This is a genomic window from Coriobacteriia bacterium (genome assembly GCA_018368455.1).
Classification (GTDB): Bacteria; Actinomycetota; Coriobacteriia; order Coriobacteriales; family UMGS124; genus JAGZEG01.
In genome coordinates, this window is the sequence record JAGZEG010000002.1 from 193,532 (window position 1) to 218,912 (window position 25,381).

The window sequence follows — 25,381 nt, forward strand, 5'->3', positions numbered from 1 at the left end:
GTAGAGCCTAGGACACCAAGGCGCAGTATGCGCGCCCATGTCGAGAGGCCCCTAGCGCGCCTCGGCCGCAGCAGCCGACTCGCCGGCGATGTGGCCCCAGACGAGACCGCCGGTCAGCGACGTGCCCGAACCCGGGTAGTACAGGCCGTACCAGCCGCCCGAGTTCATGCCGCCGGCGTACAGGCCGGGGATGACCTCGCCGTTGTTGTCGATGACCTCAGCCTTCGTGTTGATGAGCAGGCCACCCAGCGAGCCGAGGTTCGCCGAAACGTTGAGGTTGGCGTAGAACGGCGGCTTGTCGAGCTTGATGAGCTGCGTGTCGCGGTTGTACTCCAGGTCCTCGCCGCTCGCCTCGATGTTGGCGTTCCACAGATCGATCGTGTTCTGCAGGTTCGTCGCAGGCACGCCGATTTGCTCGGCCAGCTCCTCGATGGTGTCGGCGCCGAAGATCGTGCCGTCGTCGACGGCAGCCTGCGGGTCGGCAGCCCACGGCGTTAGCCCCTGCTCGATGGCATTCTGGTCAAAGATCATGTACGTATGGCCGCCGAGCTGCGTCTCCTGCTGCCAGATGGCGCGGTACGTGTAGGCGTAGGTGGCGTCCTCGCACACGAAGCGGCGGCCCTTGCAATTCACGAAGATGCACGGGATGAGCGGCAAGTCGTTGGCCGTGGCGTTGCCGGTGGCCATGTCGTAGTCGATCGTGCCGCCGACGCTGGCAAGCTGGGCATTCACCGCAAGGCCCATGCGGATGCCGTCGCCGTTAGCGTGCTCGGAAATGAAGCAGGCCTGCGTCGTGAGGTCCCAGTACTGTTGCTGGTTGAAGCTCTTGCACAGGTCCTCGGCGCGGTCGATGCCGCCCAGTGCCATGATGACGCCCTTGGACGCCTTGATGGAGACCTCGGCGCCGTCGCGCTCGACGATGGCGCCCATGACGCCCTTGTCACCGGAGTACACGAGGCGCTTGGCCTTCGTCCCAAACGAGAACTTCGCGCCGAGCTTCTCGGCCTCGGCCGTCTCGGCGTCGGTGAGCACGCCGCCCTGGCCGCCAGCACCGCCGCCCTCGTAGACGTGGATGCGGTCGGCGTGCAGGCCCTCGGTCACATAGGGGACATGGCAGTTGCCGTAGACCTTGACCCAGTTGATGCCGATCGTGGACAGCCACTCGATGAGCTCGGGAGCGCGGCCGCACATCGTGGTGATGAGGTCCTCGTGGCCGATGCCCTCAGCCTGCTCGACGTAGCACTGGGCGTGCTTCTCGGGCGTGTCGTCCTGGAAGTCGGTGAACTCCTTCTGCCAGGAGGTGCCGGCCGCCTGAATGACGCCGCCCGACATGGCCGTCGTGCCACCGGTGATGTCGGTCGCCTCGACGACGAGGACGTCGGCACCGGCCTTCGCGGCAGCGCAAGCGGCGGAGAGGCCCGTGCCGCCGGCACCCAGAATGAGGACCTCGCACTCCTCATCCCAGCTCTCGGGCTCGGGCGCTGCAGCCGCCTCGCCTGCGAGGGCAGTCGCGGAGGCGCCCGCGACGAGGGCGGCGCCGGCTGCGGCAGCGCCTGCGACGAAGTTCCTGCGCGTGAGTTCGGCCATGGTAGGTTCCCCTTTCGATAGCGATGACGATGCGTGGATGCGGGGCCGAAGCGTCCCTGACCGCAAGGCCAGAATGCATGCGCCCGGACTACCGAAAGAGAGCCCGGGCGCAGAACCGCCAACCCGTATCCCGCATTCGATGTCGCATCCCACTATGGCCCGCAAAGAGGGCCCGCGTCATCCTCCTCGCACGTGAGCGGCGCTACCACGATAGGTGGTATGGGGCCCCGAGCTGGGATTTCAAGGGTGCGCTCCCGAACACGCCGCTTCCTACTCCGTTCCCGACGCGGCCTCCGCATACTGCACGAGTACGTCGCGCTGCCGCTTCCGAGCGTTCACCGTGCAGCCTTCTATAACGTAACGCGCACGACCGCATACGGGGCACCGGGAGTTGGGCAGGCGTCCGCGGCCTCAGCCGACGCGCAGAGCTGCACGATGGAACCGCCCTCGATCTCGTGCACGACCGGGATGACAACGTCGCCAAGCCGGGCGGCCGTGCAGTACTGGACGTCGAGTCGATGCACGCGAGAACTGATGCCCTCCGGCAGCACGCCGAGCGCCATGGCAACGTACTGTGCGTTGTTGACGTGGTGGTTCGTGTCGATGTGGGCCGCACTCACGACGAGCGGGGTCAGCACCTCGCCCGGACCGTCGACGGAGATGCGCCGCTGCAAGGGCGGCATGTCGAGCGGAGCGTCATTCTCGAGATCGCCGCGGTAAGGCTCGATCTCCTCCGCTGGCGGGCGAATGGGCCGCGCCAGCGCGTCGTCGTACATGAACCAACGAGTATCCGCCCTGACGAGCTCCGTGCCGTCGGGTCGGGTGATCATAAAGTTGCGGTGGGCAAAAAGGCTCTCGAAGCCCGTGGCCCACGTGCTGACGACGATCTCGTCGGTAAAGTGAGGCAGCTCCGCGATCTCGACACCCCAGTTCGCAAGCAGCCATCGACGGCCAACCTGTTGGGCGTGCGTCGCGCCGACGCCGAAGCCCTCCGACTGGAACAGCGAGCAATCCTGCAGGTAGTTAAGCATAGCCGCTATGGACAGCGTACCCGTCTCGTCGACCTCGCTATAGCGAACCCTGCTTGTAAACGAATACATCCGCCGTCCCCGCCTTCCCGCTGGCGCCGCCGTGGCGACAGCCCGCTATCACGCGTTTCCGGCACCACCTTACTGCAAACAGGCGCCTCGTGGGAAAACGATCCGGCGGTTTTGTCAGCGCGGATCACGCATGTGGGAGGCATTCGGGGAGGTGACGGCCCCTGGGCAGCCCCGCACCCCGGACGAGAGCACGGCGGTCCGAAATGCGAGGCTTTTGGTGTCGGAGGACACTCGGGGACGCCGATCCGCGCGCTACCGGGCGACTCGCGGACAGGAATCGCCGTCGTGTATGGGCGTCGGCGGGATGCGCGGAGCAGGAGCCGGGAGACCCCCAGGCCAGGGCGCCGGGATATCCCGGCGGCGGGCGCACGGCACCAGCGCCGGCATGCACGAGCGCGGTTCCTGGCCACGAAGGCGCACTCCGGCGGCGGCCCCGCGGGCGCTCGGGGCCTGCGCGCATAAAAGGCGTGCCGCATGCACTCGAGATGCATGCGGCACGGTTTCCCTGGGCCACGGGCGCGAGGGGGCGGTGGGAGTAGGCAGCCGGACAGCCCGGGATGCCCCTGACCAGGGCGGCAAAGCCCACCGCGCCCGACAGGACGACGCCGGACGTGGCAACCAGGCCGCCCAGAGCCCCGCGGGCCGCAGGCTCGCAGTCACCTCGACCCGCCGCGGAACTTCCTCGTCACGCAACGGGTCGAGGCAGCCGCATCGCCCGCAGCAACGCGTGCCCACGTCGCAGGGCCCCATGCCTGCGGTACCATAGCGCTACACCCAGCAAGCATCCCGCCCGGAGCGCGCCAAGCCCGGCCCGCAGGCGGATCCGCCCCACTCGCAAGGATGACAAGCATGGCCTCTCGCAACAGCCACATGACCCGCACGCGCGAGCACCCTCTCTGGCAAGCGCTCGCCTGCGCCGCACTGGTGATCGCGCTGGCACTCGGATCGCTCGGAGCTGCTGGGTGCAGCGTCCCCGGCAGTGCCGGCACAAATCCCACAGCCGTCTCGACTAAGGAAGCCTCCGGCGACGTCCCCTCGGCTGCGTCCGTTTCGGCAGAAGAGTTCCTTGCGCGTATTCCGAGTTACGCAGGATCGGTCTACACCGTGCTCAACGACAACGAGCCCTCGTTCACGGCAGCAGACGCCACAACCGACGCATTCGAGACGTACGCCCCACTCGACAAGCTCGGCCGATGCGGCAGCGCCTACGCCTGCCTCGGCGTCGAGCTCATGCCCACCGAAGAGCGCGAGAGCATCAGCGAGGTACGCCCCACCGGCTGGCACTCGAGCCGCTACGACTTCGTGGACGGTGAGAGCCTTTACAACCGCAGCCACCTCATCGCGTTCCAGCTAGCCGGCGAGAATGCCAACGAGCGCAACCTCATCACGGGGACGCGCCACCTCAACGCCGACGGCATGCGCCCGTTCGAGGAAATGGTCGGCGACTACATCCGCCAGACGCGTAACCACGTGCTCTATCGCGTGACGCCGGTCTTCGCGGGCGACGAGCTCGTGGCGCGCGGCGTGCAGATGGAGGCTCGCTCCATGGAAGACGGCGGGGCAGGCGTCAGTCTCAACGTCTACGTTTACAACGTGCAGCCTGGTGTCGGCATCGACTACGCGACGGGTGACAACTGGGAACTCGACGAAAGCGAGGTCGCGCTACTAGGTGTCGGAGCTGCGGAGGAGCCGGAGGCCAAGAACACAGAAGCGCGGAGCACCGCAACGGCCGAGCCCCGCGACTACGTGCTCAACACGAACTCCCGCAAGTTTCACGGCCCCTCGTGTGACGCGGTCGAGACCATCGGCGCCAACAACCGCGCTGACGTCCATGAGTCGCGCGATGACCTCATCGCCGCCGGCTACGCCCCCTGCGGCGCGTGCAATCCATAACGCCGGTAGCAGCGATACCCCAACTATTAGACAACACGTGTCGCTTTGCAAAACTTTGCGAAAGATGCGAACGGCCGCACGGGGCGCCACCAAAGCGGCGCCGGAACCCGGACCCGCACCCCGACGTAGCGCCGCGCCGTCGCGACGCCCGCGCTACGACAGCTCCTCGGGGACGTGGGCGCGCAGGTTAGCCATCGTCAGCGGGACGCCGGTGAGGTTGCCGAGCACATGGTCGGCAGCGAGCTCGTCGGAGTAGTCGTCGAGGAAGTAGGCGGCCACGCTGCCGTCGGTGGCACTCGTGTGGCAGACGAGGGGCTCGAGCTCGAAGGAAGCTACGCGCGCCACAGAGATAGGAGCGTCCTCCGAAGCGTCGGCACCACCAACGCCCTCGCCCGCAGCAACCGTCCGCTCGATGCGCAGGGCAGCCGCACCCCCGAGAATCGTGCGGATGTCGTCGGCCTGGCCCGAGACGAAGTTGCCCAGACCGTAGAAGACGATGCCCTCGCCACCCGCCTCCGTGCGCATGCGACCGTATGGCCCGAGCACGTGAGTGTGCGAGCAGACGACGGCGCCCGCCCCCGCGTCGATGAGGCGTTCGATGAGATCGCGCTGGTATTTCGTCGGTTCGGGGTCGTACTCCTCGCCAATATGCAGGAAGCAGATGACAAGATCCGCCTGCTCACGGGCCACCGCGACATCCGCGAGCAAGTGCGTCTCTCCGGACTCGTCCAGCACGTCCACGCGATGGGCATCCTCCTCGCCGAGATCACGACCGTTCAGCCCGTACGTGTAATCGAACAGAGCGAGGCGGATCCCATTGCGCTCGACGTACGCCGGCCCGCCCGCAGCATCGGGCTCCGCGTGCAAGCCCAGCAGCGTGACTTCGGGGTGCTCACGCGCCCAGAACGCCGTCGTCTCGTCGATACCCGCCGGGCCTTGGTCGTTGACGTGGTTCGTCGCACCGAGCACGATGCCGAAACCCGCATCCACCAGCGCATCGCCCAGCGATTGCGGCGTCGCAAACAGCGGGTAGCCGCTGCGACGGGCCGGGTTTTCCACGAGGACCGTCTCCTGGCAGACCGCCGCCAGATCGCTCGCCCCGATTCGCCCGCGCACGTGATCGAACAGCGGCGCGAAGTCAAAACTGCGGATCGCAGCGTCATAGGCGCCTTCGTAGATGTTCGGATGCGCAATCACGTCGCCCACAACGAGCAGGGAAAGCGAGCCGTCGCCACCGCCCGCGCCAGTCGGGCCCTCGTCCTCGACCAGCGCAAACCCCCACGACAGCCACTCCCACAGCGTCACGCCCCTGTCCGCCGACATGATGCGCAGCCGAGGCCGGCGAACCGAGGAAGGCGGCGCGGGTTCCATCTCTATCCGGGCAGCCTCCACGCCGAGCCGCGATGACATCCACACCGGATAGAGCCGGCCAGCGCTCCGGCCCCCGGCATCGCGATCCGCAGAACCGACGGGCGCCATGCGATCAGCTCGCCAGCGATACATGAAGAGGTGCTGGGTAAGCGGCTCCTCCGAGGTAGCGCCCCCATCCCCTTTGGCGCTCAGCCAGAACGGCCGAGAGCTGCCGAAATTGCCGTGGCGCCACAGCAGGAAGACGACCTCGAGCGCCCCATCGCCATCGAAATCCGCAGCAAAGACGTCGGACACCTGCCAGTCCTCCGGCGTCTCAAGCAGCACGCCGTCGCCCGCAGCGCCGGCATCCCCGTCGACGCCGGCATGTGCGTCCCGGCCCCCGGCCGGCGCGCTAGCAGCGGCCGCGTCAGGCGTCTCGCCACTCGCGTTGCCCGCGCCCGCAACCCCAACCGGCGCGCCGTCCGAAACACCAATGCCAGTGCCGATCCCGCCTTCGGCCATCGCGCCAGCCGGCCCACCGCTCGCGTCGTCCGCGTCACCCTCTGCACGCGCATCCGCAACCCCAACCGGCACGTCGCCCGCAGCCCCGGCCCCACTCGCCCGCCCATCGCGCACGACCAGGCGGCGGTCTCGCAGCTCGATGCTCTCGTCGATCCCGTCGCCATCCAGGTCGGCCGCCAGCTCGGCATCGGAGAACGTCGCCCACGCGGGCGGCTCACCGCCCGGCTCGGCGCCCAAAGCCGTGTGCGCCAGGGCGGCGGGGCCGGCAAGCACGCCCAGCCCCAGCCCCGCCGTCAACATGCGCGCAACCTCTCGCCGCGAGAAACCCTCGGCGCCCACAGGGCCGCGCTCTACCACAGGTCCTGCGCGCTGAACGCGAAGTCCTTCACCCACGGCACGACGTCCGCAGCCCGCTGCTGGGCGGCATCCCAGTCGAACGTCGTGTAGTCGTTCACCTGGACGCCGATCATCTCGCGCCACGTCGAGTCCGTCAGCCGCTGATCGATAGGCTGCGCAAACTGGTAGAAGCTATACGCGGGCCCCGACGCAAGGCGCAGCGTCCCGTCCACCGGCACGATGACAGTCAGGTTCGCGATAGTGCCTGTCCCGATCTCCAGAACAGCGCCGTTGGGATCGGTCGCAATGTCTGTCACGATGGCCGCCGGGAACTCCGTCGTCGTGAACTCCACGCCACCGGCGTCCTCCTCGTGCACCGCCTGCCAGAAGTGCTCGAGCTGCACGCCAAAGCTGCGGATGAGCTCAAACTCGTCTTCGGTCGGCAGTTCGGCGCGCAGCTCCTTGTTGGCGATGACGCGCAGCTGTTCGGCAAGCTGCTGCAGAATGGAAAGGTTGTCCAGGTCGGCCTGATCGGGCATGCCATACAGAGACAGACCCGCCGAGGTCGCCTGCACGAGCGACCCCAGCCGACCAAACACCGCCGGCTCGGGCTCCACGTAACCGCGGTCGTCGCGAGGATCGATAACCACACCGCCCGCCTCGGCCATCACCTGCTTGGCATAGAGCACCGTGTCGTGCTTGAGCTCGGCAAAGCTGCCGCCAAACGTCTTGAGGCTGCGGCGCGCCCACGCCTCGCCCTGCATGGCGTTCGGCCAACCGGCGCCCTTCACGTCCAGCAGCGGGCGCAGCATGTTGAGCCACTGCGCATACAGGCTCGCCTTCCACAGCGAGTCCGGCGCCGCCGCAATGCCCTCGCGCACCTTCGTGAGTTGCTCGTCATAGTTGGGATATGTCGTGTCGCCCTGCCCAGCCAGAACATCGTAGGCCGCCTGCGAGCCAAGCGCCGCCGGTACGTCGAGCACGTCGGGCAGCAGGCGCTGGGCCCCGTCTTCGCGTTCCTTCACGCGGTCGTAGATGAGCTGCTGGAAGATGGACGCGTCGAGCGTGAAGCGCTGCCCCATGAAGCGGAAGCCCTTGTTTTCATCGAGGCGGTCGACGTCCTCCTCGTCGTCGAGCATGGGGATGGAGTTGATCTGCGGCGCCGGCAGCTGAGCCGCGAGGTCGCTGAACGCCTTCCAACCAGCGTCGTTGCCCGGCAGGGAAGTCGGCGAGGCATCCGCGCCGAACGCGGAGCGCACCAGCGGGATGTACTCGTAGAAGCCCGCGTCGTCGCTCGCGCCCGCAAAGAACGACGTCACCTGGTAGATGGATGCCCACGCCGCATCGGGCGAGACTGCGGCCGCCCCGGAGTCCACCGCAGAGCCATCCGGCCCCACGATGCCCATAGCAGCAGGCAGCCCGTTCGTCGTCCCCAGCTGCGCCAGTGCCATCGTCATAAGCAAAGCAGCGCGGCCGAGCAGCTCGGAGGACTGCGTGAAGTTACGCCGGCCATACCACATCATCGCGCGGAAGTAGCTCGACAGCGCTTCGCTCTCGGCATAGTAGCCGCGCGGCGCGTACTGCGTGTAATCCTCCTCCGCACCCTCGAACAGCGGCGAGGGGGCGATACCCGCCGCGTCCGTGACAAGCCGCAGCTCCTCGGAGGCCATGCCCTGCGTCTCGGCGTCGAGCTGCGAAAACGCGCCCGTCATCGGATCGAGCAGGGCCGTCCCCACCGCAAAGAAGCCGGTGTTGAGCCGGGCCGCCGCCTCCCACTCCGACCCCGCCAGCACCTGGAGCTGCGTGAGGCTCTCGTCGAACATGCGCATGCTCAGGTCGAGCAGCGCTGTGGCAAGGTGGTCGCGCTCGACTTTCTTGAGCAAGTAGGCAAAGTAAAGGTGGTACGTGTGCACCATGGAGTCAACCGTGACAAAGTTCGGCATGAGGTTGTAGCGGTTTATCTCGTAGAGCTCAAAGAACTCGTAGCCGCCCGAGCCGAGGATCTCGTAGAAGCCGCGCTCCCGCAGGGAGGCGAGGGCCGCGTCGGCTTGATACGCGTCTCCGATGTTGATGACGTTGCCCAGGTCGTCGGCCCAGGGCATATCGGGCACGCTCGGTACCTGGGACTCGAGCTCCTCGGGAAGTCCATCGAGGAAGAGCGGCCGCTGAACAGGCGCGTCAGCCGGGGCGATGTCGGCCGTCGCGGAGGTGTCAGAGCTCGCGCCACCCGTAAAGAACGAGAACCAGCCGTCGGCATGCGCGGGACGGGCGAAGGCCCCGCCAGCCGCAACGGCAGCCACCGCGCCCGCCGCCGCGACAAACGCGCGCCTCGAGAGCGCACGCACACCATCGGAAGGGATCGAATCGGACGTGCGCCGCTGCGTCATGGAAGACTCCAATCCTCGGAGACGGGAGACCTGTCGATGACGAGTATACGCCCCAGACACCTGGGAAATGGTGCGCAGGGAGTTCGCGCGCAGTTCGGGGAAACGACCGCGCCCTACCGCGACGCATCTCGCGGCCGCGCAACCGCATTCGCCAGACGCAGCCGAGCCAGTGTCAGCGAGCCGCGTAGGCTCGCCGCCTCAACCGCCATGTACAGCCGCGTATACACCTTGCCCCGCACCGGCATGACGCGCGGCGCCACGACGGGACCCGCCTGCCGCAAGCCCCACTTACGCAGGCAGGCGGCCAGATCCGCACACACCGAGCCGTCCTCGTCAAAGCCGGGGATGCTCTCCTCGTCCGCCCGGTACGGCATGGTTAGGCACGGCCTCCCGCCGAAGCGCGCCGGCTCGCCGGAATAGTCGGCCAGCTCGGGCAGCAAGTCGTGATAACGCGAGGGGATGGACCTGCCCCACCTCGTCTCGACATGGCGGGGATTCGTCACGTCGATATCCATGATGGCGGCGAACATGGACATGGGCATGCCCTCGAACAGGCTGTCCTGGGCCTCGCTCGCCTCGAAGCGGTCGTAGCCGCCCTCGCACCCGTCGTAATACACGAGCCACTCCTCAGCCATGACGAGCTGGGGCGGCGCGTCGTAGTCGCTCGTGATAGCCGAGGACAGGCGCTCGAGCTGCTCGTGGATGGCCTGGGCCCGCGCGAGCTGGTGGGCGCTTCGCTCCAGACAGCTTTCCATGAGTTCCGCAGCGTCCCCATCCGCGTCGTCCACGACGTCTTTGACCTGCTGCACCTGAAAGCCGGCGTTCTTGAGCATGACGCACTCAGCCACGCGGAACACGTCGATGTTCGAGTAGGTACGGTAGTTCGACTCGGGGTCGCGACGCGGCGAGATGATGCCGAGCTGTTCGTAGTAGCGCAGCGTACCTCGCGATATGCCGAGGGCACTGAGCAGCACGTTCGTAGGATACGACTTGCCACGAGCCGTCGTGGGAGCCATGGAGCCTCCGTCTCGAAGTGCCGCGCGTCGCGAAAGCACGGCAGGCCTGCGGACAAACGGAAGAGGCCGTCCCCTCCGACAGGAGACGGCCTCCTTTGCTCCCACTTTACCCGAACGATGTGCGTCCGGACAGACCATTCCGCTCAGCGGCGCCACCCAAACGGGGCTATTTTGCCGCTAAGCGCAGTCCCGCAGGCAGCCGACGAGCCTACGCCACGCCGTTGGCCGCGTTCTCGCCAGCGATCTTGCCGAACACGAGGCACTCAGCGATGTTGCCCGTGCCCTGGTAGTAGTAGGCGTTCACGCCACCGCACTCGCCAGCGGAGAACAGGTTGGGGATGGGGTTGCCATCGGTGCCCATGACCTGAGCCTTGGAGTTGCGGCGCGGGCCACCCTGCGTGTTGAGCATCGCAGGCTGCAGCGGCAGAGCGTACAGCGTGCCAGAGAACGGACGCATGCTCTCGGCGGGACGGTCGTACTCGATGTCCTCGCCCGTCTCGGCATAGCCGTTGAAGCGCTCGATCGTCTTGGCCAGGATCTCGGGGTCGGCGTCGATCTTGCCGGCCAGCTCGGCCGCGTCGGCACCGGAGACGATGATGTCGTCAACGTTGTCCGGCAGAACCGCGAGCTCCTCGAGCAGGGCCTTCTGCTCCTCGTCGAACACCATGTGAGGACGATAGCTCTGGTTCGGGATGCGCCAGGTGCCGTGGCTGTACACGTGCCCGTGACGATCGGTGTAATCCTCGCGGAAGAAGCGCGAGCCGTCCTCGGCGACGCAGATGAGCGCGCCGTACGTAGCCGGCTCAAAGCCCGACGACATGAACAGGCGGCAGCGCTCGCCCTCGGCGACCTCGTAGGCGTTGCCGCCGAGCATGCCAAGGCTCTCATAGTTGTGCATGTGCCACAGGTCAGCGCCGACCTCGATGCCCATGCGCACGCCGTCGCCGACGTTGTACAAGCCACCGATGGGGGCCATGCGGGGCACGCCCAGGTAGTCCTGGATCATCTGCTTGTTGCACTCGAAGCCGCCGCAGGCCAGAACGACCGCGCCAGCGCCAACGCGCACCTCGGAGCCCTCGTGCTCGATGACGGCGCCCTGGATGGCCTTCGTCTCGGGATCCTGGATGAGGTGCGTGGCCGGGGACTCGAGCCACACGGTGATGTTGGACTCGCCCTGGACAGCGCCCTGGACCGTCGCGTAGAGCTGGCCGTCGAAGCAGTTGTCGTGCACGGTCACGGCGTCAACAGAGGCCGCGTCCTCGAGCTCGGGATACTCGGGGCAGACCCACTTGTAAATGGCCGCGATGTCCATGCCGGCCGTCTGCTCGTCGCCCGTGTGCTCGGCGGCGTACTCGCTCCAGATGCAGGGCTCGGTGGCACCGAGGTCGCGCATGATGTCGGGCGTCGTCGTGATGCCCTCGGCGTACACGTCGATGATGTCGGCGTCCTGGTCCATCTTCCAACCGAGGTTAGCGAGGTAGCGCTTGAGGGACTCGACGTCCTTCGTGTACATGGCGATCTGGCCGCAGAAGCGGGAGTTGCCGCCCTCGCCGCCCTCGGGAGCGCGATCGACGAGCAGGACCTTGGCGCCGGCACGTGCAGCGTAGACGGCAGCCGTACCGCCAGCAGCGCCGTAGCCGACGACGACGACGTCGTAGTTCTCGTCAAACGACGGGGCCTCGTCAGCGACGGCGAGGCTGGTCGCAGCGGCGCCGAGAGCAACAGCGGCGCTGGCGCCAGCGACGAACTGGCGACGGGTGGGCGAGTGCGTGGAAGTGGCAGACATAAGTAGCAGCCTCCTCGTAAGATCCCTTTCCGGCACGTCCTGCTCGGGCTTGTCGTGCGATGCGCCCGATCAAGTCATGCGTGGATCGGTGATTCCAGGCGCCCCCTTGGCGTCTGGGCTGGCCTCAGAGTGGGTTGGCTAGGCTATGCGGGTCAAGAGTTTTTTAAACCGCAGGTAAACGGCATAGTGCACACGTCAATGGCACAGGGTGTGCGAGTGTGGGGGTGAGCTTCCACCTGTCAATAGCATGGCGTTCGCACCCATGTGGTGCCATACCGGCTACGGTATCCGGGGTCTCAGGCGACCTTGGGGAAGCGGGGCGGATGTGGGATGGGCCCCTTGCGGTGGAATCCACGTTCGCCCTGCGCCCCGCCGAGGCCCCGACGGCGCACACGCAGGCGTATCATGGGCCGCATGATGACGACGACTCCTTCTCCCGAAACATATCCAGCCCCGCAGGCACCCGCGACCGCCCCCATCCGCGGGAGATTCGCGCCCACACCGTCGGGACGCATGCATCTCGGCAACGTGTGGTGTGCCCTCATGGCATGGCTCGCCGTGCGCTCACGGGGAGGCACGCTCGTCCTGCGCATCGAGGACCTCGACCGCCACAAGATCCCTGCCGGGGCCGAGGCCGCTCTCATCGACGACCTGCGCTGGCTCGGGTTCGACTGGGACGAGGGACCTATCCGCCAAAGCGAGCGCACGGCGCTGTACGCCGAGCACGCCGCCCGCCTCACCGCCGCCGGCCTCACGTACCCCTGCTTCTGCTCGAGAGCTGACCTGCACGCCGCCGAAGCGCCTCACGCCAGCGACGGCACGCCCATATACGCGGGCACATGCCGGAGGCTCTCTCCCGAGCAGGTCGCTCACTTGCGCGCCACCCGGCAGCGGCCGCCCGCACTGCGCCTCGTAGTGCCCGGCGAAGACGACCCCGCGGGCACCATCTGCTTCGAGGACGGCACGTACGGCCCGCGCCGCGAGGTGCTGGCGCAAGAATGTGGCGACTTCCTCGTGCAGCGCTCCGACGGCGTATTCTCCTACCAGCTCGCCGTGACCGTGGACGACGCGCTCATGGGCGTCACGCAGGTCGTGCGCGGATGCGACCTGCTGCCCTCGACGGCTCGCCAGATCTACCTGCAGCGGCTGCTCGGCTTTGCGCAGCCCGCCTATGCGCACATCCCGCTGCTGCTGGCGGCCGACGGCACGCGGCGGCTCTCCAAGCGCGACCACGACTGCGACCTTGGCTTCATGCGCGAGCACTTCGGACGGCCCGAGGTTCTGCTGGGACGGCTCGCCCAGCTCGGAGGCCTGCGCGACGCGGACGAGCCCGTCTCGGCGCGCGAGCTGCTCGACGGCTTCTCGTGGGATGCGTGGGCGACAGACCCCGCCCACCGTATGGACATCCCTGTGCCGGGGTCGTTCTTCTGCTGAGAGGCTCGTGACGTGCAGCGCGGGCTGCGTGCCTCGGGCGCGCGACTCGAGGGCGGCGCGGGCGCGAGCCAAGAGCACGAGTCGAGGGCGGCGCGGGCGCGAGTCCCCAGTAGCGCGGCCCGGCCACGGTGCCCCGCTGGGCGCAACGTGCGGTTCTGCGAGGTTTTGCAAAACGGCGTCTCCGAAATGGGCGCGATCTTCGGTTCTGCTCGATTTGCGGAGATCGTCGCGGCGCAGGGAACGGCGCTGCCGAGAGAACCCGCAGGTAGAGAGACTGCAGGCAACAAGCCGCCCCAGCTCGCGCGCTCAAACCACCGCGCAAACCTCGCACGACCGCAATCTGCGCCCATTTCCAGGCGTCGGTTTTGCAAAACCTAGCACAACCGCAGATCGCGCCCCCGGTGATGCCAGCTACGCGGCCCGCATCGTTCAGACCTCAGGGACCTCCCGAGATTCGCGTCGTCGATCGCGAGTACAGGGCCCCCGCCCACCTGCAAAGCATCTTCGAGCGGTTCTTTTGCAAGGCCAGCGCCGCGACCTGCAGCAGAGCGACGCCGAGCTCGGGCTGGCCCCCACACGTGAAATCGTTGCAGCTCACGGAAGCGCTATCCAAACCGAAAGCATCTGCGCCTCATGACGCCTACAATCACCCTGCCCATGGGCCCGAACAGCTCAACCGAAATGTAAGGAGTCCCTGTGACACAGTTCAGCCACGTCATCATCCGCCGCCCCGGAAAGTCGCTGTGCAACGGTATCACCAGCGCACCGGAACTCGGTCAGCCCATCTACGAACGCGCCCTCGAGGAGCACTACGACTACGAGCATGCCCTTGAGAAGTGCGGCGTCGACGTGACGGTTCTGCCCGCGCTCGAGGAGTACCCGGACAGCTGCTTTGTGGAGGACCCTGCAGTGATCACGCGTTGTGGGACTATCATCACCAACCCCGGAGCCGCAAGCCGCAACGGAGAGAAGAACGAGATCGAGCCCGTCCTGCGACGCTTCTTCGACGACGACCACATCGCGCGTATCGAGGCACCCGGCACGCTTGAAGGCGGCGACGTCATGATGGTGGGCGACTACTTCTATGTTGGGCGCTCGGCCCGCACGAATGATGAGGGCATTCGTCAGTTCTGCGAGATCCTCAGGGGCTGGGGCCTCGAAGGCTCCGAGGTGCCGCTCGAGGAGGTGCTGCACCTCAAGACCGGCGTCAACTACATCGAGAACGGCAACATGCTCGTCTCGGGCGAGTTCATCGACAAGCCCGACTTCGCTTCATATAACAAGGTTGTAGTCCCCGCCGAGGAGGCCTACGGCGCCAACTGCATCTGGGTGAATGGCACCGTCATCGTGGCGCAGGGCTACCCCACCGTGCTCAAGGCGGTGCAAGACCTGGGCTACCCGACCCTCGTGGTGGACACGAGCGAGTACCGCAAGATTGACGGCGGGCTCTCCTGCCTGTCGCTGCGTTTCTAGGCGTCGGGGCCCCTCGGGCCCGAGTCACTGACCCGCCCCCATCAAACGCAAACGGGGGCCGGATGCGAACGTCCGGCCCCCGTAGCATGCACAACTGGCGGAGAGCTGGGGATCCATGCCTGCCTGCGGCAGTCACATCCTGCTTCGGCCGCGCCGCGACCTCGCCCGCTCGCTACGGGCGGCGCGCTGCGCCCCTCGCCGTATGCTCGCGCCCTCCCGGGTTCGAATCCCCAGCTCAGGCTTCCCTTAAACGCAAACGGGGTCGAGCAAGAAGCTCGACCCCGTAGCATGTGCAACTGGCGGAGAGCTGGGGATTCGAACCCCAGAAGGGGATTTATGTCCCCTTACTCGCTTAGCAGGCGAGCACCTTCGGCCTCTCGGTCAGCTCTCCGCGTGCTGTCGAATCATACCGCAAGAACCATCCTCGACGCAACGATGCAAATCCGTTTCTTTTGCGCAGAGCCTGTTCGCCCCAAACTCGGCCCTCCCCCAAGTGCTGCCACCCGGCAAGAAAAGCCGGGGATCTGGCAAGAATCGCCTTGTGTGCGGCGTCACGCGCATCGCCCTGGCAAGAATCCCGCCTAATGCGGTGCACCGTGCGCCCAATCGGGCCTAACGCGCCGCAAGAGCACGCAGCCGGCCAGCAAAAACCCAGGTAGCGCTCCCCAGGCTGCCCGAATCTCCCCGCATCGGACCACACTAGGATCGATTCTTGCCAGCACTCTCCGAAAAACACCGCACTCGAAAGCTTTCTTGCCGACCTAGCCGAGTCACGCAGAACAGAAGTCGACTGCTCCGGGCTAAAACAGCCGCTCGGTCGTCGCGCCGACTACCTGCAGACGCACGTGCCGCACCCGGAAACCGCGAGTCGCCAGCCCCTTGCTCCCCCTACGCCGTCTCGTTGCGCACAAAGAAGTCGCGCGCGTTCTCGAAGAACATCTTGCGCGCAATCCGCTCGCCAAAGCGCGCCTGAACCAGCTCGTAAAAACCGCCCACCTTCTCGCAACCATCGAGCCAGGCCGGCACGTCCGAGCCATCGTAGTCGGAACCCAGAGCAATCACGTCTTCGCCTCCGAGGTCGAGGAAATGCTCGATGTGTGCCGCCACCTCGTCGAACGTTACATCGGTGCCCGTCTCAGCCATGTTACGCGTCGTCAGGAAGCCGCGACAGTAGTTGAGCCCCGCGACGCCGCCCGCATCGCGAATGACGCGGAATTGGTCGTCCGTGAGGTTGCGCGGCACGTCACACACCGCCCGCGCGTTGGAGTGAGAAGCGGCGAACGGCCGGCGCGCGATGTCGACAAAGTCAGCAAATCCCGCGTCGTTGAGGTGCGAGACATCCACGACGATGCGCGCATCCTCAAGTCCGCGGATCGCCTCGCGCCCAAACGTCGTGAGGCCCTCGTCCGTAAGGCTGCCACTGCCGATGGGATTGCGATCGTTCCACGTCAGAGTGATCATCTTCACGCCGTCAGCCGCAAGCTCATCGATAGCGCGAACGCTGTGGTTGAGCACGGAGGCGTTCTCAACCGTGAGGAGGGCAGCGGTCTTGCCCGAAGCGAGCACGCCATCGATGTCGCGAGCGTCACGCAGAAGCGTCACGCGATCAGAGAAGCGCTGCACCTGGTCGAAAAACCAGTCGCGCGCCTTGCAGTAGAAATCGTGCGCACCGTGGCGATGGTACATATCGGGAATCCAGATGGCGAAGCACTGGCACCAGGCAAATCCCCGGTCGGCCCCCATGCGGTCGAGCGCCAGGTGACCGCCGTTGTGCTCGAGCGTGCCGCTCGGGTCGATACCCTGCTCGAGCAGCTCGGCGAAGTGCGTGGCATACGGCTCGCAGTCGGCCATACCCAGAGCGTCAATCGTGTCGCCATGAAGATCGAAGACATGCAGGGGGCAAGCGGATGTGTGCGCAGAGGGCGAACTCGCACGATTGGATGCGGGATTCGGCTGGTCGGCCACGATGACACCTCCGGAAACGAGAAAGGGCGAGGAGGTTTTGGCCTCCCCGCCCTGATTTCTCATGGTGCGCCGTATAGGATTCGAACCTATGACGTTCTGATTCGTAGTCAGACCCTCTATCCAGCTGAGGTAACGGCGCGTTTGAGCTTGGATATATTCGCATCCCAAGCCGGCGCTGTCAACCAGAATCCCAATCCCGTAGGTTCATCACAAGTTCGACACATAGTGCCACACAAGCAGACCCAGGTCGAGCAGCCTCCCCGACCGCAGCACTCCCCACATGGGTATACGTAATCCTAGTAATACCTTGAGCGCGGCCGCACGGTCGCCACCCGCGAGCACTCAAAGAAAGGCAGCCTCACATGGAACCGGAACGCACCCTCCTCGGCCATGTCGACAACGAGGACATCGACCGTCTGCGTGCTGCCATCCCCAACGGGCTCACCGAAGACGCGGCCTCTCTCATGGGGCAGTTCACTAACCTCATGCAGGAATACCGCGCCGCCATCCGAGCCGTGCGCACAAAGTTCGAGACCCTCGACGAGGACGCCAAGGTTCGGCTCGACCGCAACCCCATCCACGTCATCTCGACGCGCCTCAAGTCCCCGCAGAGCCTCCTCGAAAAGCTGCAGCGCAAGGGCTTCCCGCTTACGATCGCAAGCATCCGCGAGAACATCTACGACGTGGCGGGCGTACGCGTCGTGTGTAACTACCTCGAGGACGTCAACGAGGTGGCCGAGGCCCTGCTGCGACAGGACGACGTCACGCTCATCGAGCGCAAGGACTACATCACCAACCCCAAGCCGTCGGGCTATCGCAGCCTGCACCTCGTCATCAGCGTGCCGGTGTACCTGAGCGACCGACGGCAGGAAGTGCCCGTCGAGGTGCAGCTACGCACGATCGCGATGGACTTCTGGGCGAGCCTCGAGCACCGGCTGCGCTACAAGAACGAGGACGTACTGCAGGCTCACGGGCCCGAGGTCGACGACATCCGCGCGCGCCTCGTGGAGAGCGCGCACCTCATCGCGGCCATCGACCAGGCCATGCAGCGCTTGCAGGACGACATCGAACGCCTCGCCGACGAGCACGACGCTGCCGCAGCGGCCGAGCGGGAGAAACTCGCGTAGGAAGATCCTGCCGAGCGGAGTCGCGAGCTGCACCTGCAGACCCGCTCGAGCAAGCGCGCCGGGGCGCCGAATACGCTCATGTCTGCGGGGCCTCGCCCGAGCTCGCGAGCCCGACCCGAACACGTATGCTGCGCGTGCACGCGGACAGGCTTGCCCAGGCGAGCGCCGGGCGTACATCGCGTTCCCCGCACGCTTTCGCCATGCTGTCCGATGCGACGCTTCCCGCTACAAAATCCGCCCTCGTGAAAAACGCTGCTACGTTTTGCCGCGATATGTACGATTCGGGCTCTCTTATCGCGGTGATATCTTCATACTCTATGATATCACCGCAGGTAAATCGCCTGCGTATATTCCCAGCAAGTAACTTGCATCGTACATATCGCATGCTTTTGTATCAGCGCAATTCACAACGCTCGGTTTTGTAGCAGCGACACCCCCGCACGCGGGCACCCGCCCCGCCACCATGCGTCCCCGCAGGCCCCCGCCTCGCGAAATTCGCAAGCCCTCTCACGACAGGGGACGACTCCCTGCCGCTCCGCCCCGTTCGTGAGAAGGGACGCGCCATGGAACCCAGGCGCACGCCGGACCCCCGGCACGAAACACGCAGGTCAGCCACAACATCAGAGGAGAGAAAAGCCCGGCGGGCAGCACAGCGGCAAGATGCACAGCACATAACGACATACGACAAAGTAAGCCACGCAACTTGCTGTTCAACCGTTGAACAGCTTCCCTATTCCCCGGGAGGTGTGCTCATGGACCGCGAGGGCGCGCATGTCGACAAGTGCTGGAAGGTCTCGCAGGTAGCACAGCTCATTGGGCTGTCGCGCCGCGACATCCAGCGCGCATGCTACCGAGGAAAGGGAGGCGTCGGCATCCTCGATCCCCAAGACAGCACATGGGGCCGGCGCTCATATGGGCCCGAGGACCTCGCACGGCTCTATGTCGTCAGCATCTACAAAGCGCAGGGGCTCAGCCTGCCGGAGATCAGCGTGGCCTTCGAGCAAGCCCAGGGAAACTACCGCGCGATTCTCTGCCGGCAAGTCGCCCAGCTGCGAGAGCGTCGGGACAACGTGGACTGCCAGCTCGCACGGGCCGAAGCCCTGCTGAGCGCGACCACCCCGGGGGCCTCGATCTCCGCGGTCTCCCATCTGCAGCTCGACATCAGCCCCCTCCCTGCGCTCATTGAGCAGCTCGCCCTGCGATGCATGATGCGCAGCGGCGCCCCCGCCACCCTGATCAGCCGGACAAGTGGCGGACGTCTCACGACGCTGCTCAAACGCCTAGCGGAATGCAAAGGCCACATCGCCCCTGAGGCCGAGCAGCCACAGGAAGTCGCACGAGAGCTCGTCGAGCAGGTGCAAATGCCTGATGCCGGACCGGATGCGCGCAACCAAGCCGTTCTCCTCCTCAGCGCCGTTCTTGACGAGCCGGGCATCGACCTTGCCATCGAACTCTGGCTCGAGCCCGGCGCTCACGCCTATCTCTGCGACGCCATCGGAGCGTTTGCAGAGCAAGCCGCCACGCCGTAGCCCGCAGGGCAGGGCCCCGCGACCGTCCCCGAGAGCAAACCGAGGCCCGCGGCCCGCCTGTACTCCACACTCGCACGTTCGTGCTCAGGGAACGGGGCGCGGCCGTCCGACCAGCACGGTCACTTCGGACAGCCGCGCCCTTGCTGTTCACCTGTTGAACAGCTTTCGTTCTGTACTGCAGAAGTCCCGCGAACCCGGAGCCGCCAACCCTCGTCGCTTACAAGAGGAGCCTGCTATGAAGAACCCCCTCGCCGGCATTGCCTCAGCCTCCCGCAACCTTGGCACCGTTCAACGCTGCCTCATCTGCGGCGCGCTCGGGCTGGTGCTCGGCATCGGAGGAACGCTGTTCGTGCTCAACTTCAACCCGCCCGACCACTGGATGCCCACGGCGTCCTCCGTATTCGGGCGCATCGTCCAGTGCAACGAGCTCATCAGCGTAACGCAGAGCTACCAGATCGTCGAAAAGGTGACCGACACCAACAAGTTCTTCGACCTTTTCAACATCCCGTTCACGCAGAACAGCTTCTGGTATCGCTACGCAGGCGACATCAAAGCCGGCGTCAACCTGAAGACGGCAAATCTCGAGGTCGACGGAACCTCCGTCCGCATCACGCTCGACAAGCCATACATCATCGCAAACGAGCCCAACATGGACGTCTCGGGCGTGCTCGAGGAGAACAACAACGCGCTCAATCCCATCCACGTCGAAGATGTCGACGCGTTCCAGCGCCAGTGCATCGAGACGAGTCGGGAGAGCGCTGTAAACGACGGCCTGCTCGAAGAGGCCCGCGCCGCCGCGGAAGAAAACATCCGAGAGATATTCAAGGCAGCTCTCGGGGACGAGTGTACCGTCGAGTTCGAATACCGGTCGGAGGAGGATACGCAGTGAAAGGCAAGCTCATAGCTGCGGCTGCCATCGCAGCCGTCCTTGTTGTGGCGTTTTTCGTTCTGAACTGGGCGGTCTTTTCTTGGGGGTAGAGGGTGCATCGCGCTCGGGGCCGCCACGCATCGCGCCCGCCCGTAGCTCCCCCTCCTCCCTCCGCTACAAAACCCGGCCTCGTGAAAAACGCTGCTACGTTTTGCCGCGATATGTACGATTTGGAGGCCCATATCGCGGTGATACCTTTTTAATCGATAGTATCATCGCAGGTAGATTACTCGTCAATATTCCCAGCAAGCAACTTGCATCGTACATATCGCGTCCTTTTGTATCAGCGCAATTCACAACGCCCGGTTTTGTAGCAGGCGCCGCCCCACAACGGCGGGCCACCCCGCAGTGCCGCCCCGCGACCCCCGCCCCGGCCCCGCGCAGCAAAACGCCGCCCGCAAGCCTTGAAAAGCCTGCGGGCGGCGCCTCTTCGTGCGTCTCGTATGTACCGAGCGATTAGGCCCGCGCCTACGCCTTCGGGAACTCCTCCTCGGGCACGATGACGTCGCAGCCCATGTACGGCACGAGCACCTCAGGCACCGTCACCGAGCCGTCGGCGTTCTGGTAGTTCTCCAGGATGGCGGCCATCGTACGGCCTGCAGGCAGGCCGGAGCCGTTGAGCGTGTGCAGGAAGCGCGACCCCTTGAAGCTCGACGGGTCGGTGTACTTGATGTTGGCGCGACGGGCCTGGAAGTCGCCGCAGTTCGAGCAGCTCGAGATCTCCTTGTAGTTGTTGTAGCTCGGCAGCCACACCTCGAGATCGAACGTCTGGCGCGCGGAGAAGCCCAGGTCACCGCCGCACAGGTTCACGATGTGGTACGGCAGCTTGAGCGACTGCAGGATGTACTCGGCCTCCTCGATCATGAAGCGCAGCTGGTTGTCGGAGTCCTCCGGCTTGGCGAACATGACCATTTCGACCTTGTCGAACTCATGCTGGCGGATGATGCCGCGCGTGTCGCGACCGGCGCTGCCGGCCTCCTCGCGGAAGCACGGGGTGAACGCCGTGTAGTGGCGCGGCAGCGTGTCGCCGTCGAGCGTCTCGTCGCGGTGGATGTTCGTGAGCTGAACCTCAGCCGTCGGGATGAGGAACATGTCGCCGCTCACGTGGAAGGCGTCGTCCTCGAACTTGGGCAGCTGGCCCGTGCCGTACAGCGTGTCACGGTTGCAGATGACCGGCGGCCAGAACTCCTTGAAGCCGTGAGCGCGGTGCACATCGAGGAAGTAGTTGATGAGCGCACGCTCGAGGCGGGCGCCCATGCCGGCGAGCAGAGTGAAGCGCGTCGCGGCCAGCTTGACGCCGCGATCGAAGTCCAGGATGCCCAGACTCGTGCCCAGGTCCCAGTGCGCCTGCGGCTCAAAGCCCTCGGCAGCGAAGTCGCGCGGCGTGCCCCAGCGCTTGACCTCGACGTTCTCGGAGTCGTCCTTGCCCTCGGGCACGCAGTCGGCCGGGAAGTTGGGGATGTGGCTCACGAGCTCGGTCAGGGCCGTCTCGGAAGCGGTGCGCTGCTCGTTGAGCTCGGCGATGCGGTCATTGAGCTCGCGAACGTGGGCCTTGGCGGCCTCGGCCTCGTCGCCCCGGCCCTCCTTCATGAGGGCGCCGATCTCCTTCGAGGCGGTGTTGCGCTCGGCCTGGAGCTGCTCGACCTCGGCGATGGCGGCGCGACGCTGTTCATCCAGAGACAGGAAGCGCTCCTTGTCCCACGTGCCGTGGCGCTTGGCCATGGCGGCGTCGAGGATCTCGGGGTGCTCGCGAAGCAGGCGAATGTCGTGCATGATGCGTTTCCTCCTATGGATGCTGCTGGCGTCTAGCACGAGACAGTATAAACTCGGCAGCAGCAACAGGCCGGGGCCGCTCCCGAACGGGAAATGTCTTCATCGAGCGCAGACGCAGCGCGCGATACGGGTATGCTATCGTTCGCATATCAGCGCCGGCGGTTCTCGTCCGCCGGTCCATCCGTCAGGCGCCCACCGCAGGGCAGCACGTTACCGGGAGGCTCATCGTGGCCGTGATCGACTTTCTCTTCAGCACGCCCGCCGGCGTTGCCATCCTCTTTTTCGGTGGCATGGTGCTGTTCGCAATCATCGCGTTCTTCTCCGAGCGCAAGACGCACAAGATGTTCTACAACCACCCCCAGGAGGAAGAGGACGAGTGGGGCGACGATGACGATGACTGGGACGACGACGAGGACGACAAGTAGTCGCTCTTGCCAGTAGGCACAACACGCAAAGCGCCGCCACCCTCGGCATGAGGATGGCGGCGCTTTTTAGTGGGCGGAGCTTTTCCTACGCGACCTCGCCGCCGAACTTCACGCCGATGTTCGGCAGGTTCTCGTAGCTCGCACGGGCTTCGTCGCTCGTCGGGTCGGCCGGAGGCGTGTCGCGCGTCTCGATGCGGATGGACACGATATCGCGCGCAAAGTAGTTGCCCGGCGTCGAGCCAAGCCACAGCTGGTTCGTACCGCCCACGGACTCCACGAGCGAGGCGCCGTTGACGTTGAACACAAGCGGGCAGTACCGCGTCGTTACGTAGCGCAGCGGCAGCGCGACCTCGTAGCCGTCTGCCGAGGTGAACACGATGGTATTGGCTGCGGGATCCACGCCGGCGATCTGCAGGAGCACCGTCGTCGAGATGCCCTCGACCAGGGCGTTGGCAACCGACAAGCCGTCAGCGGGATTGGCAGCGCACGTGCAGCCCATCATGACCTGCTGGACCTCGCTCGTCTGGGCTATCTCCCCCATCGTGGCCGTGAACGGGTTAGCCACGTCACCCGTGACCTCGAGCACCCAGTCCTCGGCAGCGACGGCCTGCTCGCCCTCGCCACCGCTCACAACCTGCGAGCCGCACAGGTACTTCGACGCACCGCCGATGTGCTTGGCAATCCACTCGTTGGACGACACCTCGCTCTGCGTCCAGCCAAACGTACCTGTGACCTCGTCCTGCTGGACAATGGCGCCCGCACCAACCTGCTCCTCCTGCTGAACCTGCGCCACGGCCGGCCGGATGACGCCATCAGCACCGGGAGCCGGCGAGGCCAGCGCTGCGGCCTGCACCGCGCCAGCGGCAACGAGCGCCGAGCCCACGCCCACTGCGAGCGCCTTGGATGTCTTCTTCATAGCGCACTCCTCTTCGTTGCGATGGCGCCGGGATGCCGAGTCTTCCTGACACCCCGGCGCGCACGGGGTTAGCGGATGTGGAACACGGTGTCGACGTCCTGGGGGATGACGCGGCCCGTCTCGGTGACGACGCGCACGCACAAGTCATAGCTGCCGGGCTCTAGGCCCTCGAGCGTGTACGACCAGTAGATCCAGCGATCGATCGTCGACGAGGACGTGTCGCAGACCTGCCATGTCTTGCCGCGGTCGAGCGAGAACTGGATCTCGGTGACCTGCTCGTTAAAGCCGTCGGCGTAGCCCTCGAACGTCACGGTGTTCGTATCGGTGAAGATCTGACCGTCCTGGACGTTGAGGAACGCGGCAACCGGCTTGTTGAAGTACGTGTCGTCCTCGCCGGGCACGAGCGTGCCGGGCACGTCGTTCTTCCACTTCGTCACGTCAGCGGAGTCGAGGAACTGCAGCTCGGTGATGTAGCGGCGGCTTGAGGAGGCGCCGGTGCCCTCCGTGAGCATCGCGCAGGGGTAGCCGAGCTCGCTGGGGAGGTTCTCGCCGTTCATCTGAAAGACGAGGATAGCCTTCTTCTCGATGAGCCAGTCAACCTTGAACGTGGACTTGCCCTCCTCGCACACGAGCGTCACCGCGTCGCCCGTCACGCCCGCCATCTCGCAGATCGTCTCGAATGGGATGCCCGTGACCTCGGCGTTCGCGATGAACGCGTCGCCGACGCCGTTGGCCGAGCAGTTCCACTTCATGACGCGCGTCTCGAGCTGGTCCTCGGGAATGTCGACGAGCTTGAGGTCGAGCGGGTTGTCGACGAGGCCACCGACCGTGATGACGCGATCCTGCAGGATGGAGTCGTCACTGCTCGAGTGCAGAGCGATGCCATTGGGGTTCGTCGAGGCGGACAGCTGGTAGTAGGCCTCGTCGTTGTCGGTCAGGACATTCTGGTCGAACGAGAACGTACCCTGGACGTCGGCGACCTCCGTGAAGCCCTGCATCTGGTCGTACTTGACCTCATCCCACAGGCTGAACTCGCCCGTTGTGGGGTCAACGTAGTGGCACGACATGCAGCTGCCGTTCAGCGAGCTGAACGCGTCGCTGTTGAGGTGCGCGTTGTGCACGACGTTGCCGAGCTCCAGGCCCGGACGGTTGAACAGCGGGCCCTGCTGGCCGTCGTGACACGCGATGCACGTCGTAACAGAGAGCGGGTCGTCACCGTAGCTATTAAGACCGTTGTGCGAGATGGGGCACCACTCGATGGCGTCCTCGAGCGCGTGGCACGACGTGCAGCCGCGCTCCTGCGCCTTGATGATGCCCACATTGTAGTGGCGCGCGTCGTCGGGCACCGGCTGAACCTGCGTGCCGTCCTCGAGCGTCGTGATCTCGGGAGCGTAGATTGCCTTGGCATCCTCATCGCGCTGCGTGCGGTTCTCGACGTAGGCCGCGAGCTCGTCGGGATTGTCAAAGACCGACTGGTCGGCCTGCGAGTCGTACGTCCTGGTTGGTGCGTCAGAGCTGGCCGCGTCCTGCTGGCCGCTCGCCGCCTCGCCAGCGCCAGCGGGCACCGGGGCGCACAGAGCCAGCGCAACGGCCGCCGTGGCGCCACAGGCGAGCAGCGCGCTCAAGCGACGTCGAATGCCGGGACGCTCGGCAACGGCCGCGCACACCTTCTTGTTCATGAGTCTCCTCCTTCTGCCGGATTTGGGCCTGACAGTACGTCACGGTAGAAAAAGACCTGGTCAGGCGGTATCGACCAAACGGCCGATTCATCTGGGAGTAGCCCGGGTCGGGGGGAGTCGGCCAAAAAGTCGATAGTGACAGGCAGGCCGTTTCG

17 protein-coding genes and 2 tRNA genes are annotated in these 25,381 nt (G+C 65.7%); 7 read left to right on the forward strand and 12 right to left on the reverse strand.

The features are described 5' to 3' along the window. Window positions 1-51: 51 nt before the first annotated feature. Both KHZ24_02060 and KHZ24_02065 read right to left on the reverse strand, forming a co-directional pair. On the reverse strand, window positions 52-1,587 hold the full coding sequence (locus KHZ24_02060) for an FAD-dependent oxidoreductase (protein MBS5449989.1): 1,536 nt from the start codon (window positions 1,585-1,587) through the stop codon (window positions 52-54). A 350-nt stretch (window positions 1,588-1,937) separates the two neighbouring features. After that, window positions 1,938-2,687, reverse strand: coding sequence for an acyl-[acyl-carrier-protein] thioesterase (locus tag KHZ24_02065; protein ID MBS5449990.1), 750 nt, complete (start codon window positions 2,685-2,687; stop codon window positions 1,938-1,940). Window positions 2,688-3,557: 870 nt separating this feature from the next. On the opposite strand from KHZ24_02065, the gene KHZ24_02070 reads away from it, so the two are divergent. Further along, window positions 3,558-4,580, forward strand: coding sequence for a DNA/RNA non-specific endonuclease (locus KHZ24_02070; protein ID MBS5449991.1), 1,023 nt, complete (start codon window positions 3,558-3,560; stop codon window positions 4,578-4,580). 153 nt (window positions 4,581-4,733) lie between these two features. Here the strand turns inward: KHZ24_02070 and KHZ24_02075 are convergent, their stop codons facing one another. The 4 genes from KHZ24_02075 to KHZ24_02090 all read right to left on the reverse strand — a co-directional run bounded on the left by KHZ24_02075 (window position 4,734) and on the right by KHZ24_02090 (window position 11,977). Further along, complete coding sequence (locus KHZ24_02075; GenBank protein ID MBS5449992.1) at window positions 4,734-6,752, reverse strand: CapA family protein; 2,019 nt, start codon at window positions 6,750-6,752, stop codon at window positions 4,734-4,736. A 50-nt stretch (window positions 6,753-6,802) separates the two neighbouring features. Then, window positions 6,803-9,175, reverse strand: coding sequence for a DUF3160 domain-containing protein (locus KHZ24_02080; GenBank protein ID MBS5449993.1), 2,373 nt, complete (start codon window positions 9,173-9,175; stop codon window positions 6,803-6,805). 113 nt (window positions 9,176-9,288) lie between these two features. After that, window positions 9,289-10,191, reverse strand: coding sequence for a MerR family transcriptional regulator (locus KHZ24_02085; protein MBS5449994.1), 903 nt, complete (start codon window positions 10,189-10,191; stop codon window positions 9,289-9,291). A gap of 208 nt (window positions 10,192-10,399) precedes the next feature. After that, on the reverse strand, window positions 10,400-11,977 hold the full coding sequence (locus KHZ24_02090; protein MBS5449995.1) for an FAD-dependent oxidoreductase: 1,578 nt from the start codon (window positions 11,975-11,977) through the stop codon (window positions 10,400-10,402). Window positions 11,978-12,394: 417 nt separating this feature from the next. Between KHZ24_02090 and gluQRS the strand changes: the two genes are divergently transcribed. Together gluQRS and KHZ24_02100 are read left to right on the forward strand one after the other, a co-directional pair. Then, a complete protein-coding gene (gene gluQRS / locus KHZ24_02095) occupies window positions 12,395-13,411 on the forward strand; it encodes a tRNA glutamyl-Q(34) synthetase GluQRS (GenBank protein MBS5449996.1) in 1,017 nt (338 codons plus the stop codon). 696 nt (window positions 13,412-14,107) lie between these two features. Further along, window positions 14,108-14,884 carry a N(G),N(G)-dimethylarginine dimethylaminohydrolase gene (locus KHZ24_02100; GenBank protein ID MBS5449997.1) on the forward strand — a complete coding sequence of 259 codons (777 nt, stop codon included), beginning with the start codon at window positions 14,108-14,110 and terminating at the stop codon, window positions 14,882-14,884. A 297-nt stretch (window positions 14,885-15,181) separates the two neighbouring features. Here KHZ24_02100 and KHZ24_02105 read toward each other — a convergent pair. The 3 genes from KHZ24_02105 to KHZ24_02115 all read right to left on the reverse strand — a co-directional run bounded on the left by KHZ24_02105 (window position 15,182) and on the right by KHZ24_02115 (window position 16,988). Beyond that, window positions 15,182-15,275, reverse strand: a tRNA-Ser gene (locus KHZ24_02105). A gap of 497 nt (window positions 15,276-15,772) precedes the next feature. Further along, a complete protein-coding gene (locus KHZ24_02110; protein ID MBS5449998.1) occupies window positions 15,773-16,912 on the reverse strand; it encodes a membrane dipeptidase in 1,140 nt (379 codons plus the stop codon). Continuing rightward, window positions 16,912-16,988, reverse strand: a tRNA-Arg gene (locus tag KHZ24_02115). The genes KHZ24_02110 and KHZ24_02115 overlap by 1 nt, the downstream gene beginning before the upstream one ends. 223 nt (window positions 16,989-17,211) lie before the next feature. Here KHZ24_02115 and KHZ24_02120 point away from each other — a divergent pair. The 3 genes from KHZ24_02120 (at window position 17,212) to KHZ24_02130 (ending at window position 20,394) form a co-directional block, all read left to right on the forward strand. Beyond that, the gene (locus KHZ24_02120) at window positions 17,212-17,976 is read left to right on the forward strand and encodes a GTP pyrophosphokinase family protein (protein MBS5449999.1); all 765 of its coding nucleotides are present in this window, start codon (window positions 17,212-17,214) and stop codon (window positions 17,974-17,976) included. A gap of 752 nt (window positions 17,977-18,728) precedes the next feature. Further along, window positions 18,729-19,505 carry a MerR family transcriptional regulator gene (locus tag KHZ24_02125; protein MBS5450000.1) on the forward strand — a complete coding sequence of 259 codons (777 nt, stop codon included), beginning with the start codon at window positions 18,729-18,731 and terminating at the stop codon, window positions 19,503-19,505. A gap of 235 nt (window positions 19,506-19,740) precedes the next feature. After that, the gene (locus tag KHZ24_02130) at window positions 19,741-20,394 is read left to right on the forward strand and encodes a DUF4230 domain-containing protein (protein ID MBS5450001.1); all 654 of its coding nucleotides are present in this window, start codon (window positions 19,741-19,743) and stop codon (window positions 20,392-20,394) included. Window positions 20,395-20,901: 507 nt separating this feature from the next. Here the strand turns inward: KHZ24_02130 and serS are convergent. Beyond that, a complete protein-coding gene (gene serS, locus KHZ24_02135; protein ID MBS5450002.1) occupies window positions 20,902-22,206 on the reverse strand; it encodes a serine--tRNA ligase in 1,305 nt (434 codons plus the stop codon). A gap of 224 nt (window positions 22,207-22,430) precedes the next feature. Here serS and KHZ24_02140 point away from each other — a divergent pair, with 224 nt between their 5' ends. Then, on the forward strand, window positions 22,431-22,631 hold the full coding sequence (locus KHZ24_02140) for a hypothetical protein (protein MBS5450003.1): 201 nt from the start codon (window positions 22,431-22,433) through the stop codon (window positions 22,629-22,631). An 85-nt stretch (window positions 22,632-22,716) separates the two neighbouring features. Here KHZ24_02140 and KHZ24_02145 read toward each other — a convergent pair whose 3' ends face one another. Together KHZ24_02145 and KHZ24_02150 are read right to left on the reverse strand one after the other, a co-directional pair. Further along, a complete protein-coding gene (locus KHZ24_02145) occupies window positions 22,717-23,547 on the reverse strand; it encodes a molybdopterin-dependent oxidoreductase (protein MBS5450004.1) in 831 nt (276 codons plus the stop codon). A 68-nt stretch (window positions 23,548-23,615) separates the two neighbouring features. After that, on the reverse strand, window positions 23,616-25,226 hold the full coding sequence (locus tag KHZ24_02150) for a molybdopterin-dependent oxidoreductase (GenBank protein MBS5450005.1): 1,611 nt from the start codon (window positions 25,224-25,226) through the stop codon (window positions 23,616-23,618). Window positions 25,227-25,381: the final 155 nt, after the last annotated feature.